The sequence below is a fragment of the Flavobacterium sp. CYK-55 genome, from assembly GCF_018413465.1.
Taxonomy (GTDB): Bacteria; Bacteroidota; Bacteroidia; order Flavobacteriales; family Flavobacteriaceae; genus Flavobacterium.
The window spans coordinates 22,390-38,167 of sequence record NZ_JAHCDK010000005.1; the positions used below are offsets into that span (position 1 = coordinate 22,390).

The following is a 15,778-nucleotide window of genomic DNA, read 5'->3' on the forward strand; positions in this document are numbered from 1 at the left end:
GATTTTAGGGCTTAGGTTATTCGGCTTTGAGTCTTAAATGAGCAAGCACTTCTTGCGGTTTGTGGAATACATACTCGATTTTGTCATCGTCGTTGACTTTTTGAACGCCCTCGAGTAGAATTTTGTCGTTGGTTTTCAAACCGGATGAAACCACGTAAATGTCAGGTAATTCTCCAGAGATGGTAATCTCACGTGAATGTACTTTGTTGGCCGCGTCTACTACGAAAACATATTTTTTATCCTGAATTTCGTAGGTAGCTTTCTGCGGAATAATGAGCGCATTTTTCATCGGGAAAGCCATCACGACTTTTCCGGTTTCGCCGTGGCGCAAGAGTTTGGTCGGGTTCGGGAACCGCGCTCTAAAGGCAATATTTCCGGTTTCGTTGTCAAACTCTCCTTCAACCACTTCAACAGTTCCTTTGTCTTTTAAAAATGCACCATTGGCCAGCATCAGTTGTACATGTTGATCACCGCGCCCTTTGATGTTGGTTTGATAATCGAGATATTCAGGTTCAGAAACGTTGAAATACGCATACATCTGGCTGTTGTCAGAAAGGCTGGTGAGCAATTCGCCTTCGTCAATCAAACTTCCGAGCTTCATGGGTAAGCGGTCAATGGTTCCGGCAAACGGCGCGTGAATTTCGGTAAACGACAAATGCAATTTGGCCAGCGACATTTCAGCTTTGGCTTGGTCTAATCGCGCTTGGGCAACGGCCAATTCATTTTTTGAAATGATGTTTTTGTCGGATAGCGTTTTGGTATTTTGAAGCTCAATTTCGGCCGCTTTGGTTTCGGCTTTGGCTTTTAAGAATTCGGCTTCGTAGGCTTTGGGCATGATGCGGAACAACAATTGTCCGGCTTGTACATTTTGGCCTTCGTCTACATAAATGTTTTGTAAATAACCTTTTTCTTGTGAGCGGAGCTCAATGTTGCGCAGCGATCTGATTTGCGCCACGTATTCTTTGGTGAGTGTAGTGTCAAGAACGACCGGTTCGGTAACGGCATATTTTCCGGCTTCTTCTTTTTCTTCGACTTTTTTGGAGCAGCTTGTAAGTACGGCTAATGATAGCAACAAGCCTGCGCACAGGGCATTTCTGTTCATGGGATAAATAAATAAGGGTTGAAATAATTTTGGTCAAATCAAACAACGCGATTGCCTTCGGAGCATCCGAGGCTTTTTATCCTTATAAAACAGAAATAGATAAAACTAAGGCAATCGCTGGCTAGAGAATCAAATTCTCAGGTTGCGATGCTTTAGATAAATAGGTGATGTACCGCTATTGGGCGGAACAACAGTGTAGCGTATAGAAGTTTGAGCACACATCCATTGGGCCGGAGGTGCTTTGAGCCATGGGATGTGCACAAAGTGCGGTATGGCAGATGTTTTTTCAAAGCTGTAGTTAGAGTTGTCGTTGTTGAGGTTGTTCTCGTCAGCTGAATCAACATCGGTGTCTTCAAAAAAAGTAATCAGCGAATCTAAATTGTCCAGTTGTGAAGACGGAGTTGTAAGATGTTGTTGTTGCTCATAAGTCAAAGTTTGGCTTGAAGCCAATACAGGGTATCCGCCAGTAAGCAGGTACGAAAAAAGACTGATGACAAATAACAATACTCTCATTTGGGGCTCAAAATTAAGCAAACTCTAGTTTGGTAAAAGCGAATTAAAGTTTCTTTAAGAAAAAATAATATCGAAAACGATTGCAGGGAATAAATGGCTTAAATTAATAAAGGCCTGCTATGAACAGGCCTTTTGTTTTATTTTGCTTTGTTGACTTCAGCAATGTACTTTTCTAAAGCCATCGTCATAGATGGTGTTTCTGGCGTTGGTGCCAAAATATCAATTCGCAATCCGTGCTCTAAGGCTTCTTTTTGCGTGGTGCTTCCGAAAACAGCAATACGGGTATTGTTTTGCTGAAAATCAGGAAAATTCATAAACAATGATTTAATTCCCGTCGGACTAAAGAACGCCAATATATCGTAATACACATCGGCCAAATCAGATAAATCGCTCATCACGGTTTTGTAGAAAGTGCCTTGTGTCCAATTGACTTTGAGGTTGTTTAAAGTTTGAGGCGCATCGGCATTGAGCTGGTCAGAAGCCGGTAACAAAAACTTTTCGTCTTTGTATTTTTTGATCAGCGGAGCCATATCGGCAAAATCTTTTTGCCCCACATATATCTTGCGTTTGCGGTATACTACATACTTCTGCAAGTAAAAAGCAATGGCTTCAGATTGGCAAAAATATTTAAGGGTTTCAGGAACTTTATAACGCATTTCTTCGGCTACCCTAAAAAAGTGATCTACCGAATTCTTACTCGTTAAGATGATGGCCGTGAAATTATTGAGGTCGATTTTTTGTTGTCTAACGTCTTTCGCGCTAACACCTTCAACGTGAATGAAAGGTCTGAAATCTATTTTGACTTTGTGTTTTTGTTGCAACTCAAAGTATGGAGAATTCTCTACTTTAGGCTCTGGTTGCGACACCAAAATCGTTTTCACTTTCATGTTTGACATAATCTGTATGCTAACTTTTTGTAAACCAATAATAGATGAAATAGTAGGGCGCTATTTCGAGTGCGCAAAGATATAAAATAAAATAGAACAACTTGCTTAACAGTAAATTTTGATAATTCTTTAAAGATAAGGCGTATGTTAACAGATTAATCAGCAATATCACAACAATTAAGAAGTATATCAGAAAATTTGATGGATTGGAATTGTAAAACAAGATCAAGTTTACCGGAAGCAAGAGCAATCCTACATAGGTTCGGTAGCTTACTTTTTGCAAATTATACTGATCGGTAAACTCTTCGATGTTAAAAGCAGTGCCTATTATTTTTTCAATTAAAAACTTCGATAAGACAAAAACACTCAAAAAAGTGAGTATTTGAATATAAAGGATGCCGTCGGTTTTTGAGGTCTGAAAAAAATGATGCAGCATGAGTTGTACAAAAAAGGCCAAAGAAGCCAATTGAACCACAAACAAAAAAATGGTAAATCCGCTCATTAAATATGATGAATCACGGTATACTTTGATATATTTTTCAGAAAAAGCCAATCGCATAAACTCTTGAAAACGTGTTTCAAAAACCGATTTGACTACTACGACAATTGTCATTAGCAGCACAAAAATAAGGGTGGCCCAATCGCGGGCGCCTATGGTTCGCGGCTCAAAAAGAATATCCATCATAACTGCCGCAAAATTAAGAAAATTAGCTGGCGCTTTGCAAAGCACGACTTTTTTTCAATTGGTTTTATAATTATCGTTTTCTTAAGAACCAACTCCTGCAAAAAGTTTATTTTTGCCGCATCAGAAACACACAAAATGCATCAAGCACTGGTTATTATTCCTACCTACAACGAAAACGAAAACATCGAAGCAATTATTCGTGCGGTGTTTGCACTAGCTGAGCCGTTTGATGTGTTGGTTGTTGATGATAATTCTCCTGATGGAACTGCTCAAATTGTCAACCAATTGCAGCAAGAATTTCCGAATAGATTACACCTTGAAAAGCGCCTGCAAAAGTCAGGTTTAGGAACCGCTTATGTTCATGGTTTTCGCTGGGCATTGGCTCGTAACTATGCATTTGTTTTTGAAATGGACGCTGATTTCTCACACAATCCGGCCGATTTGGTCAAACTTTATAACGCTTGTGCTCAAGACGGAGCAGAAGTGGCTATTGGATCGCGCTACATTTCAGGTGTAAACGTAGTCAATTGGCCGCTAAGCCGGGTGTTGATGTCGTATTTTGCCTCTATATATGTCAAAGTTATTACCGGCATGAAAGTTCATGATGCTACAGCCGGTTTTATTTGCTACCGCAGCAGTGCGCTTGAAAAAATCAATATAGACCGCATTAAGTTTATCGGTTATGCTTTTCAGATTGAGATGAAATACCGAGCTTATGTGCAAAAATGCAAAATGGTTGAAGTGCCCATTATCTTTACCGACCGAACCAAAGGACAATCTAAAATGAGCAATGCGATTATTCAAGAAGCCGTTTGGGGCGTAGTAGCGCTCAGAATTCGACAACTTTTCAAACAATTATAATGGCTACAACGCTGATTAAAAATGCGCGCATCGTCAATGAAGGTAAAACCTTTGAAGGCGATGTTTTGCTTTCCGGCGAACGTATTGAACAAATAGCAGCTTCCATTTCGGCGTCTAATCATGCCAAAATAATTGACATTCAAGGCTCGTACCTGATTCCGGGCATGATTGACGATCAGGTGCATTTTCGCGAACCGGGCTTGACACACAAAGGCAACATTTCCTCAGAATCTAAAGCTGCTGTTGCCGGTGGTGTTACCTCATTTATTGAGCAACCCAACACGGTTCCGAATGCCGTTACCCAAGAATTACTCGAACAAAAATATCAGATAGCCGCGCAGAGTTCGTATGCCAATTATTCGTTTATGATGGGCGCCACCAATGATAATCTTGAAGAAGTACTCAAAACCGATCGGCACAATGTGGCCGGAGTCAAGATTTTTATGGGGTCATCTACCGGTAATATGCTCGTGGATAACTTACAGTCGCTCGAAGCTATTTTTTCATCGACGCCTTTGCTTATTGCTGTGCATTGTGAAGATGAGCAAACCATCAAAAACAATTTAGCACATTATAAAGAAATTTACGGCGATGCAGTTCCGGCCACCGCGCATCATTTGATTCGCAGTGCTGAGGCTTGTTATTTGTCGTCGTCCAAAGCCATTGAATTGGCCAAAAAAACGGGAGCTAGGTTGCACGTTTTTCATTTGTCGACGGCGGTTGAAATGGATTTGTTTACCCGTCAAATTCCGCTTGAACAAAAGCAAATTACTGCCGAGGTTTGTTTGCATCATTTGTGGTTTTCAAGTGATGATTACGCGCGAAAAGGCAATTTTATCAAGTGGAATCCGGCCGTAAAAACCGCCGCTGATCGCGATGCCCTTTGGAAAGCTTTATTGGACGACCGCATTGATGTAATTGCTACAGACCATGCACCGCATACTTTTGATGAGAAAAGCCAACTGTATTTACAAGCGCCTTCGGGTGGGCCGCTCGTGCAACACGTATTGCCGGCTTTGTTTGAAAAACAACGTGAAGGCATGATTTCAGTAGAGAAAATCGTTGAAAAAACAGCACACAATCCGGCAGTAGTTTTTAAAATTAGAGAACGCGGGTTTATTCGCGAAGGATATTTTGCTGATTTGGCGGTGATTGATCCGAATTCGCCTTGGACCGTATCGCGTGAAAATATTTTGTATCATTGCGGATGGTCACCGTTTGAAGGCCAGACTTTTGGAGCGTCGGTTTCGCATACATTTGTCAATGGCATTTTGATGTATGAAAACCAGAAAGTAAATGCACTTCGCGCCGGTCAGCGATTGTTGTTTAATCGATAAAGAATGAAAAGATTTCTCTTACTGCTAATTATATTTCTTGGTCTTATGGCTTGTAACAACCAACCGGTTGATAAGCCGAAGAATCTTATTTCTGAAAAAAAGATGACCGAGATTTTATACGATATGGCTCTGCTTGATGCTATTCGTACCCAAGCGCCTTATTCGCCCGACAAACCTTCGGTTGATGCGCGTCAGTTTATTTACCAAAAATATCAAGTTGATAGCGTGCAGTTGGTTCAGAGCAATCGCTATTATATTGCACAAGTTGAAATTTACAAAAAGATGTATGACCAAGTCAATGAAAGACTGACGCAAGAAAAACAAAAGGCAGAAAAGGCAAGCGGAAAAGAAGAGCCGCTTCCGCTGATGGATTTGCCTAAAGTTGAATAGTTTTATTTTTGACTGCTTCGGTAATATTGGCAAAGGCGCTCAAGAGTTTGTTCAATCGGTTCAAATTGAATTCCCAATACATCTTGTGCCTTTTGGTTGTCATAAACATCATGACTGTGTAAACTTCTGGCCATGCTGCTGCTTAATTTTATTCTTTTTCCGAACCAACACAACAATTCATCTATTTTGGCAACCATAAGAGTCAAAGAAAGCGGCGCATAAAAACGGGCTGAGCGTACATTGAGTTTTGATGCCAGGGTTTTGATTACCCATTCATAAGAAGGGTTTTCGGCCACAGCAATGAATTGTTCGGCTGTGCCGGGATATTCCATGCTCAACAACATACATTTGATGACATCGTCTATGCCCACAAATCCGGTAGTTCCTCGTGTGTAAAACAACAGTCCTTGGCGAACCCGCTCTATGATTATTCCGCTGCTTTGATGCCAAAAACCAGGTCCCAAAATGACACCCGGATTCACGATTCTGACTGACAACCCTTCTTGTTGCGCGCGCCAGACTTCCATTTCACCGCCGTGTTTTGAAATGGCGTAATCGCTGTGGTCAAATTCCGGATTCCAATCGGTGGCTTCACTAATTGGTAACCCTTCAACAATAGATGGCCCTAAAGCGGCAATCGAGCTTACATAACACAGTTTTTTTACTTGAAAATCAAGACACAAATTCACGATGTTGGCCGTGCCCTCGATATTGATTTTGCGCAGTTTTTTTTCATCAGACGGATCAAATGAAATCAGCGCCGCGCAGTGGTATACTTCTTGAATGTTGTCAAAAAGAGGTTCTAATGACGGAACATCGGTAATATCTGCCTTGAGCCATTGAGCCTTTTCAAACAAAGCTTCTTGCTCATATAGTGCGAATAGTTTTTGAACTTTTTTGAGTGATTTCTCACTGTGGTATAACGCTCGAACCGTTTGCCCGCGTTTGAGCAGTTCAAGGGTTAAGTGTGATCCGACCAATCCGGAGGCTCCTGTGATGAGTATCATTTTGTAAAGATAAATAGTTTGTTCGATTTTTAAATAAAACTATCTTTGCGCTCGCTAATCATCAAACGGCAATAAAAACATCCATATGAAAAATCTAGTAGCAGAATTGCAATGGCGTGGGCTGGTGCACGATATGATGCCCGGTACAGAAGAACAATTGTTAAAGGAGATGACCACTGCTTATATCGGTTTTGATCCGACTTCTGACTCGTTGCATATTGGTAGTTTGGTGCCGATTATTTTGCTCGTGCATTTAGAGCGTTTCGGCCATAAACCCATTGCTTTGGTGGGCGGTGCTACAGGTATGATTGGCGATCCATCCGGAAAATCAGACGAGCGCAATTTGCTTGATGAAGCCACTTTGACCCATAATGTTGAAGGCATCAAACGCGTACTGTCGCGCTTTATCAATTTTGAATCGACTGCGGCCAATGCTCCGATTCTGGTGAACAACTACGATTGGATGAAAAACTTCACTTTCATTGATTTTGCGCGTGAAGTGGGTAAACGCATCACCGTTAATTATATGATGGCCAAAGATTCGGTCAAGAAACGTCTCTCGGGCGAAGGCGAAGGCATGTCGTTTACAGAATTTACGTATCAACTCATTCAGGGTTACGATTTTTATCATTTACACAAACATTATCATTGCGTTTTGCAGATGGGCGGAAGTGATCAGTGGGGCAACATTACCACCGGAACCGAGCTCGTGCGCCGCATGAATGCTGAAGGAGCCAAAGAAGCTTTTGCCATGACTTGTCCGCTGATTACAAAATCGGACGGTTCAAAATTCGGCAAATCTGAAGGTGGAAATATTTGGTTGGATGCCGATAAAACTTCGGTGTACAAATTCTATCAATTCTGGCTCAACACGACTGATGTAGATGCCGAAAAATACATTAAGATTTTTACCTTTTTGGATGAACCTACCATCAATGCTTTGATTCAAGAACATCAACAAGCGCCGCATCTGCGTGTTTTACAACGTAAATTGGCCGAAGAAGTGACGGTATTTGTACATTCAAAAGCAGATTATGACAAAGCGGTTGAGGCTTCAAATATTTTGTTTGGCAACGCCACGGCAGATGATTTAAAAAAATTAGATGCCGCTACTTTCTTAGAAGTTTTTGACGGAGTTCCGCAAGCTGAAGTGGCTAAATCTGAAGTACAATCCGGAATTGACATTGTGGTTTTACTCAATGAAAAATCAGGGTTTTTAAAATCAAACGGAGAGGCCAGAAGAGCTTTACAAGAAAACTCAATAGCGGTTAATCGTGAAAAAGTAGCCGAAGGTTATACGCTTACTGCTGCTGATTTGATCAACGATGAGTTTGTGCTTTTGCAACGCGGAAAGAAAAATTATTTCGTGATCAGAGCCGTATAGTTCAGGCTACATTACCATCAAATTACAGCCGCGAATATCGCTGTGGTCAAAACGGCCGAGTACTTCAAAACTTCCGTTTTCATACTGTTTGCCCAAGTCTTGAGTGGCTATAAATGCGCATGAATTCAGGTTGGCCAAATCAATGACGTTGAGCCCGCCGGTTTTTCCGGAATCAATATATTGCAAAGGATCTTCAGTGTCGCGTACCAGAACATGCATCCAAGGTGGACATTCAAAAATACCTTCGCCCAATGAATAAGCTTGTGAGAGCAACTCGGTCATGCCGTATTCTGAGTGAATTGATGGCACACCAAAGCCTTGACACAAAACTTGATGTAATTCTTCGCGAATCATCTCGCGTCTGCGGCCTTTCATACCGCCGGTTTCCATGATGATGGTGTTTTGTAGCGCAAACGAATGTTGTTCTACCAAATCAAGTAGCGCATAAGTCACGCCTATGAGCAAAACGTTTTGACCCGAAGCATCGAGTTTTTTTAATTTCTGGGCCAATTCATCGGTGTTGTGCAAGTAGAATCCGCTTTCGGGATGTTCGCTGCGTTTGATGAGGTCATCGACCATATAAATCAACGATGAACCTTCGCGCTCGAGATAGGAGGGAAGCAAAGCCAAAACCACATAATCTTGAATATTGCCGTAAAACGCTGAAAACCCCAGACGATAGCTTTGCTCGTACATCGAAACATCGCTCACCAAATGCCGGCTGGTGCTCATACCGGTGGTTCCGCTGCTGGTAAAAATTTGTTCTACTACAGGCTCGCCACAAATCACCTCATGGGTTTTAAAAAACTGTATGGGTAAAAACGGAATTTTCGCAATGGTTTTTACTTGCTGAACATCTGTGTTTAAATAGTCACAAAACGCGCGATATACCGCATTGTGCTCGTGCTGATAGCGAAACACTTTGAGCGCAAGTTTGTCAAAAGCTTTGCGGCTGCTCAGAGTAAATATGTCGTCTGCGGTAATCAATGAAAAACGTTTTTTGAGTGGGCAAAAGTACCAATAAAAAAAACGCCAACGGGAAGGTTGGCGTTTTTTGTTATGAGTTGGTAATGATTACTTAATCACCAATTTGCTCGTTGCAGTTTTACCAGCCTCAGTGATTTTTAAGATATACATACCTGATTTCAATGAAGCAACATTTACTGAATTGTTTGCAGTTGTGTTTAACACTTGTTTTCCTAAAACATCATAAACCACAACGTTTTTCTCAAGGTTAGCAGCAGTATTGATGTATAACATACCATTGGTAACTGGGTTTGGATAAACCTCTAAACCAGCAATATTGTTTTGCTTAACGGTCAACAATGAAGCAATATCAGTAGCAATAGTCAACTGATCTAAAACCATGCTTGGTGTTCTGTTATCTGCATCTTGACGGATGATAAAACCACCTAAATCAAGAATAGCTGTAGCAGGAACTGCTGTTAAGCTGGCAGGAGTTGAAGCACTAAAAGTTGTTAAATCAGGGTTTAACCAAGCGCTTAATGTATTGGTTCCAAAGTCGTAACCCATAACCACAAATACTACATCACCAACATTTCTTAAAGTTGCATCATAGTTAGTTGTTATTGAGCCTGCATCAAAGCCTAATTGATATTGTGTACCGTTTTTCTTGAAAAACATTCTGGCTTTGAATGATCTAGTAGCATCAGTAAAAGCAGCAAAATAAGTTTCTGATAAATCGGTTGTTACATTGGTCATATCAGCCACATTCATCATAAATGATGCATATACAGTACCTGAAGTGGTAGTGGTGAATGGAGAGAAACAATCAATTCCGGCACCTGTAAAGCTAACTGAGTTTCCAGCAGCTACGGCATTAGGATATGACAAGCTGCCCGAAGCAACAACAATGTTGTCACCAGAGTTAATGTTCGTCCATGATTCTTGAGCACCCAATGATGCACCTACACCGTAGTTGAATGATTCGCGGAATGGTAGCGGGTTTACCGGTTTACACTCTGGAGAATTCAAAGTAGCTGATGCATTACAAGTACCACCTACTACAGTAAGTGAAAGATTAGTTCCTTCAGGAATACCAGTAATAACAATATTTCCTGCAGCTACAGTCGAAACATCATCACCACCAACAGTTCCTGCATTAGGGGTAACTACATAGGTAGCATTTCCGCCACCTGTATAAGGAATAGTCGCAGTGTATGTGTCGGTTCCGAAGTTGAAAGCATCACAAACACCTGTAGCAGCTCCTAATGATAAAGTACACGAAGCAGAAACATTACTCAATTTAACATCATCCAAGCGAATTTGGGTAGCCGCAGGCTGAGTAAAACGCAATGATAAAGTAGCTGATGAAGGAATTTGTCCACCAGTAACAGTAACTAAACTCCAACCGGTAGCACCTGGTGTGTAAGTAATAGGAGACCAGCTTGCGCCGTCAGTACTGGTTTCAATGGTCAACAAATTGGCAACATTTCCTCCGGCATTATAACCAAATGAAAGTTGAATGTCGGCAACATTATACGCTGAAGTATTTAATCCATCAATTTGGAAATACTCAGTTGCAGCGTTTAAGAAAACGTTTCCGCCTCCTGATGCACCGTTATAACCAGTTGAAACTGAAGTAGCGCGTACGTCACCAGTACCGGTGTAAACAATTGGAGCTGGGTTTTGAAAGACGTTGGCACTAATGGCCGTTGTTGCAGATGGTGTACCCATGTTTTCAGAATAAAAAGTCTGGGCAAAAGACGCTGAACTCACCACAGCGCATAGCAAAATGTAAAGTTTTTTCATTTTCGAGTTTTTAATATTTCGGACTACAAATATAGAAAGTAAATTCCTTTACAGAAAAGAATTTTAAGTAAAATAAAATTTAAGAAAAGATAAAGTGTTAAAACAACTACTTGACTATCAATTTTCTAGTGGTTGTAGCTTCGCCTTCGCGTATTTTGATGATATAAACACCCGGCAATAAATTAGCTATAGAAAGCTCTTTGGAGTTGATGGTGGTTTGTAAAACCTTTTTACCCAACACATCAAAGATGGTGATGTCTTTGTCGAGTGAAGTTTTAGAGGTGATGAAAATTTTTCCGTTACTAACAGGGTTAGGATAAAAACCTAAACCATCAGTAGTGTTAGCTTGTTTGTTGTCTTGAGCCAAAACAGCCGTTGAACAAAACAAAGCAAAAAACAGGGCGATATGTAGTAGGTTCGTTTTCATATATTTCACCGCGGTAAAGATAGAAATAAATTTCATAAATGAATCATAAAAAAAGCACCCCAAAATGAAGTGCTCTTTTTCAAAAGATATAGTGTAATTATTGGGTTCTATTGCACCAAATTGGTTCCGTCTACATTGGACCAATTTCCGTTGTTCATGCTAGTTCCTGAAGCCCCACTTGCGTTGTTGTTGGTTGTAAAATTAGTTGAAGAAAACAACACGCTGATAGCATCTGTAGCCCCTATAGGTGTAGTTACCGATGTATTGATGATTTTTACGTTAGTTAATTTTAATTTACCACCATTAACTTGATTCACATTGGTATTGTTGTCTTGGATCTTTACTGCAGCTCCGTGATAAGTGGTTGCGCCAACGGTGTAATCTCCGTAACCGTCAATGATGATGTTGTCGTATTCACCGTTGCCTTCTTTTTTGAATTGAAACGCATCTAATTGAATATCAGTATCTGATTCAGGGGTAGTTCCGGTGGCTCTTTTTAATGTGATTTTACTAATCTTTGGACCAAAAGCATTATTGTTGTTTGAAGCTTCGATTTCCATTCCGAAGTTGCCTTTACCGGTTTGGTAAGCATACCAATTTTCATTGTTTTGACCTCTCCAACCATCTTGCCAGTCAAAAGCATCATCAAAGTTTCCGAATGATACCAAGTTGGTGGCACTCACGGTTCCGCCAAAAAATTCAAAGCCGTCATCAGCTCCTTTATAAGCAACCAGATGATCTAAAACAGTTCCTGATCCGCATGAATAAAAAGTAAATGCATTGTTTTCTTTTTGCCCATCACCTAATTTTTTTCCGGCATATTCAACACGTACGTAATGCAAGCTTCCGCCATTGTGCGCTGCGTTGGTTCCTCCGTAAGTTTGCACGTTTCCGTCTTCAGATAAAGCAGTTGTTGCACCTGAAGCAGCAGTAATAGGCGCATCACCATACATAATGATTCCGCCCCAGTTGCCCGATATTTTGTTTTTTTCGGTAAAAACAACCGGTTGTGAAGCTGTTCCGTTAATGATAAGTTTTCCTCCATTTAAAACCACCAAGGCATTGTCTCCGGTAGCTATGTCACAAGTAATGGTTGAACCGGCTTCAAAAGTAAGGGTAGCGCCCGGCTTTACTTTTACAATTCCTTTGAGCGTATAGTTTCCGGTTGCATAGGTTTTGTCTGAAGTGATTTCTCCGGTGATTTCTCCGGTTTGCGGAGTTGGAGTTGTTACTTCATCGTCGTCGTTAGTTGTGCACGAGGTAAACAATCCGGCAAATAATAATAGGGTAAAGAATGATTTTTTCATGTTGTTTTTCTAGTTTTTTGTTGATACAAAGCTAGCGGCCATCAATTTAAAAGCAGTTAGATTATCGTTACAAAAAAGTTATTTAAATCAAAGTTTATGGTAAATTTAATGTTACCAATCAGGGCTTTGTGTTTCTAAAAGGTATAGCCCACACTCATTGAGAAACCAACGCCGCGTTTGTAATCTTGCACGTAGCGGCTGTCAGCGTATATGGTTGTTTTGTTGTTGTCGCCCAACTGATAATATTCTTTAGGATTCAACAAGTTATCAGCTGAAAATTTTAGATTCCAATGTTCGCCAATTTTGCTGCCCCAAACCAAATCCAATCGGCTTACCGGCAATTCATAAATGTGATCCAAATTGGCTGTCCCGACACTGTAGATGCGTTTGCCAAATACTGAATAGACCAAAGTCAAGGTGTTGCTCCAATCTTTTCTAAAGTTGAATTGATATTTTAAATCTGAATTGATGAGCCATTTTGAAGCGCCTTGCAGCTCTCTGCTTTTGTGTGTCTCAATTGATGTGCTGGTCATGCCGTCCGGATTCACGGTTTTATCGGCTACATTAACTTTGGTTTGCATGATTGAGGTGTTGAAGCCCCACGAAAAAGCCGACAAACTTTGGCTCAAACGGCTCAGCTCAACGCCCCATTCCAATTCAACACCATATAAAGTAGCGTTGTCTGAATTTAAAAAAGTGGTGATTTGTCCGCCGGCATCGGCTTTATAAGTGCGTTCAATTGGGTTGTCGATTTTTTTACCAAAAACACCCACGGCAAACATTTCTTTTGAAGTCGGAAAAAGCTCATACTTCAAATCAGCATTTAAATTGTCGCTGTTCACCGCAAACGGATTTCCTTGCTGGCTCGTGTTGTCGGCATTGATGATGGTAATCGGCAAAGCTTCCATGAGCACCGGTTTGGTGTAGGTTTTGGATACGGCCAAACGCAAATTGCTCTTTTCGTTGAGCGCATATTTTACGTTGACCGATGGCAAAATATAGTTTTTGTCGATGGTTTTTTTGCTGTACGGATCGGTAAATGCTCCGTTGTAACGATATTTAATTTCACGCGAATATTTTTCAAAACGCAAACCTCCGTTGATTTCAAAAGCGCCAAAATTCAAAAGCAAATTCGCATAACCCGCGTTGGTAAATTCGTTGAGTTTGGTTTTGTATGAAGCGTTCGAACCTTCGGCATAATAAATATTGTTGAGCGTAAAATCGTCATTCAAATAACTGTCGAGGCTATTAACAGGAACACTAAAAGCACCTTGGCTCGGTTGATTTTCTCTTATGAACACAAATCGGTACGAAGTTTTGGCGTTGTTGCCATTACCGTTGTAACCAACCGTTAAGCGGTTTTTCTTTTCATCACCCGAACCAAATTTCAAATTGTATTCAAGCAAATGAGCATAAAAGAAATTTCCGGTAATGTCTAAATATTGTTTGATGAAATTGTTTCCGCCATAATTGATAATGCCCGTTCCATCGCCTCGCGGAGCCGCGCTAAAAAACTTGCGGTCAGGCTGCTGATATGATGTTTTGGCAAACGAACCGCCCGCTTTGATGGTTTGGTTTTTATCTTCGGTCAAGTTGTATTGTGCGAAGATTTGTCCGTTTAAATAATCAGAAACCTCTAATTGGTTGGTGCGTTTTAAGATATAACTCGCGGTGTTTCCGTCAAAAATTCCGGTTTGATCCAGTATCAAACTTTCGGTTGAGCGTAAAAACATCGTATTGCCCCAAAACTTCCAGCGATTGGTTTTGAATTCCATTGCCAATAACGATGAAACGTTGGTTTTGTAGGCACTTTCACGTGCTTGCAAGTGATTGTTGAATTCGCCATTGGCATTGATGGTATTATTTACACCTTGGCGAACTTTATAAGCATTGTCAAAGTTGAGTGAGAATAAATAGGAAAGTTTCTTGTTATTTGAAAAATCAAACTTCTCAGAATGCATAATGCCCACGCTGGTGTTGAGCGGACTGAATCTGTCGTTCACATTCCAGCCGTTTTTGACTTTGTTTTTAGAATCTTCAGATGATAAACTTGCATTAGACGGAATAGTTCCAAAAGCGCTTGGCAATTGACGGTCGCTGCCAATGAGCCCGAAAAATCCTTTGGTGGTATTCGTGTCATCGGCCATTAAAAAACGGCTCAAATTATTATCAGTCGTATAACCTACGCCAAAGCTAATTTTGGTCTGGCTTTTTCCGGTGGCCGAAGTGGCGATGTTAAAAGTTCCACCGGCAAAATCTCCGTAAATATTTGGGTTAAAGGTTTTGAAAACCTCAATCACACTTACAATATCGGTCGGAAACAAATCCAGCGGCACAATCTTTTTAAACGGATTATTGGTTGGCGCCGCCAAATCATTAATCAACAAATTGTTGTATCGGTCTTCAAGCCCGCGCACAAACAATCCGCGCGAACCTACTTTGGTAATTCCGGTAATTTTGGTCAAACCTTCTTCAACATCGCTCACACCTTTGCGCGCCATTTCCTGAGCGCCGATGCTTTGTTTGATTTCAACCGCTTTTTTTTGATCGAGCATCGTAGCGGTTTCTTTTTCGCGTCCGCCAGAGGCTTTGACCACCACATCTTGTAGTTTGTAGCTGCCCGAACCCAGTGCCCGATTCACGGTTACCGTTTGTCCGGCCTCAACATTGACGGTCGCTTCCACATTTTCATAGCCCAAAAAACTAAAAACCAAAGTATAATTGCCCGGAGCAACCGGCAAAGTGTAAACTCCTTTTTCGTTGGTGGTTGTGCCTATTTGCGTTCCTTTGATGAGCGCATTGGCAAATGGCAAAGGTGCATTGTTGGCATCTTTATCGGTAAGTGTTCCGGTAATGGTTCCTTTGTTTTGTGCAAAAGTCAGTAGTCCAATGAAAAGCAGGGTAAAAACCAATTTAGATTTCATCTGTTGTGTGTTAAATTTTGGTGCAAAGAAACGCTCGATTTGTAAAGTTGATGTTACTCTCGGGTTACCATTAAGTTGGGTTATGATTACCGAATTGTTAACATATTAAATTACGGTTAATGCCGTAAGGGCTATTATTTTATCTTTACATTTACAACCGCTAAACCAACTCTTGCCCAGAC

14 protein-coding genes are annotated in these 15,778 nt (G+C 40.9%); 4 read left to right on the forward strand and 10 right to left on the reverse strand.

Annotated elements, in window-relative coordinates; translation table 11 throughout:
• Positions 1-16 precede the first annotated feature (16 nt).
• From KIH23_RS07365 to KIH23_RS07380, 4 genes are all read right to left on the reverse strand, one after another.
• The gene (locus tag KIH23_RS07365) at positions 17-1,102 is read right to left on the reverse strand and encodes an efflux RND transporter periplasmic adaptor subunit (protein WP_213212574.1); all 1,086 of its coding nucleotides are present in this window, start codon (positions 1,100-1,102) and stop codon (positions 17-19) included.
• A 129-nt stretch (positions 1,103-1,231) separates the two neighbouring features.
• Complete coding sequence (locus KIH23_RS07370; protein ID WP_213212576.1) at positions 1,232-1,615, reverse strand: hypothetical protein; 384 nt, start codon at positions 1,613-1,615, stop codon at positions 1,232-1,234.
• 137 nt (positions 1,616-1,752) lie between these two features.
• Positions 1,753-2,502: a uroporphyrinogen-III synthase gene (locus tag KIH23_RS07375; protein ID WP_213212578.1), complete on the reverse strand. Its 750-nt coding sequence runs from the start codon at positions 2,500-2,502 to the stop codon at positions 1,753-1,755.
• A 19-nt stretch (positions 2,503-2,521) separates the two neighbouring features.
• Positions 2,522-3,187: a DUF4271 domain-containing protein gene (locus tag KIH23_RS07380; RefSeq protein ID WP_213212579.1), complete on the reverse strand. Its 666-nt coding sequence runs from the start codon at positions 3,185-3,187 to the stop codon at positions 2,522-2,524.
• 135 nt (positions 3,188-3,322) lie between these two features.
• Between KIH23_RS07380 and KIH23_RS07385 the strand changes: the two genes are divergently transcribed.
• From KIH23_RS07385 to KIH23_RS07395, 3 genes are read left to right on the forward strand one after another with little or no spacing between them, the layout of a single operon-like run.
• Positions 3,323-4,048, forward strand: coding sequence for a polyprenol monophosphomannose synthase (locus KIH23_RS07385; RefSeq protein WP_213212581.1), 726 nt, complete (start codon positions 3,323-3,325; stop codon positions 4,046-4,048).
• Positions 4,048-5,385, forward strand: a complete 1,338-nt coding sequence (locus tag KIH23_RS07390) for a dihydroorotase (protein ID WP_213212583.1) — start codon at positions 4,048-4,050, stop codon at positions 5,383-5,385. Before KIH23_RS07385 ends, KIH23_RS07390 begins: the two co-directional genes overlap by 1 nt.
• A 3-nt stretch (positions 5,386-5,388) precedes the next feature.
• Entirely contained in the window at positions 5,389-5,775 is a 387-nt protein-coding gene (locus tag KIH23_RS07395; RefSeq protein ID WP_213212585.1) for a DUF4296 domain-containing protein, read from the forward strand.
• Positions 5,776-5,777: 2 nt separating this feature from the next.
• Here the strand turns inward: KIH23_RS07395 and KIH23_RS07400 are convergent, their stop codons facing one another.
• Positions 5,778-6,782, reverse strand: coding sequence for an NAD-dependent epimerase/dehydratase family protein (locus KIH23_RS07400; protein WP_213212587.1), 1,005 nt, complete (start codon positions 6,780-6,782; stop codon positions 5,778-5,780).
• An 85-nt stretch (positions 6,783-6,867) separates the two neighbouring features.
• On the opposite strand from KIH23_RS07400, the gene tyrS reads away from it, so the two are divergent.
• Positions 6,868-8,166 (forward strand): tyrosine--tRNA ligase, encoded by a 1,299-nt coding sequence (tyrS, locus tag KIH23_RS07405; RefSeq protein ID WP_213212589.1) that lies wholly within the window; start codon positions 6,868-6,870, stop codon positions 8,164-8,166.
• Between the two features lie 6 nt (positions 8,167-8,172).
• On the opposite strand, the gene KIH23_RS07410 is transcribed toward tyrS, so the two are convergent.
• The 5 genes from KIH23_RS07410 to KIH23_RS07430 form a co-directional block, all read right to left on the reverse strand.
• Positions 8,173-9,153 carry an acyl transferase gene (locus tag KIH23_RS07410; RefSeq protein WP_213212590.1) on the reverse strand — a complete coding sequence of 327 codons (981 nt, stop codon included), beginning with the start codon at positions 9,151-9,153 and terminating at the stop codon, positions 8,173-8,175.
• 87 nt (positions 9,154-9,240) lie between these two features.
• Positions 9,241-10,938 (reverse strand): T9SS type A sorting domain-containing protein, encoded by a 1,698-nt coding sequence (locus KIH23_RS07415; protein ID WP_213212592.1) that lies wholly within the window; start codon positions 10,936-10,938, stop codon positions 9,241-9,243.
• A 106-nt stretch (positions 10,939-11,044) separates the two neighbouring features.
• Positions 11,045-11,365, reverse strand: coding sequence for a T9SS type A sorting domain-containing protein (locus KIH23_RS07420; protein ID WP_213212594.1), 321 nt, complete (start codon positions 11,363-11,365; stop codon positions 11,045-11,047).
• 107 nt (positions 11,366-11,472) lie between these two features.
• The gene (locus tag KIH23_RS07425; RefSeq protein ID WP_213212596.1) at positions 11,473-12,672 is read right to left on the reverse strand and encodes a hypothetical protein; all 1,200 of its coding nucleotides are present in this window, start codon (positions 12,670-12,672) and stop codon (positions 11,473-11,475) included.
• A 134-nt stretch (positions 12,673-12,806) separates the two neighbouring features.
• Positions 12,807-15,596 carry a TonB-dependent receptor gene (locus KIH23_RS07430; RefSeq protein ID WP_213212598.1) on the reverse strand — a complete coding sequence of 930 codons (2,790 nt, stop codon included), beginning with the start codon at positions 15,594-15,596 and terminating at the stop codon, positions 12,807-12,809.
• Between the last annotated feature and the right edge of the window lie 182 nt (positions 15,597-15,778).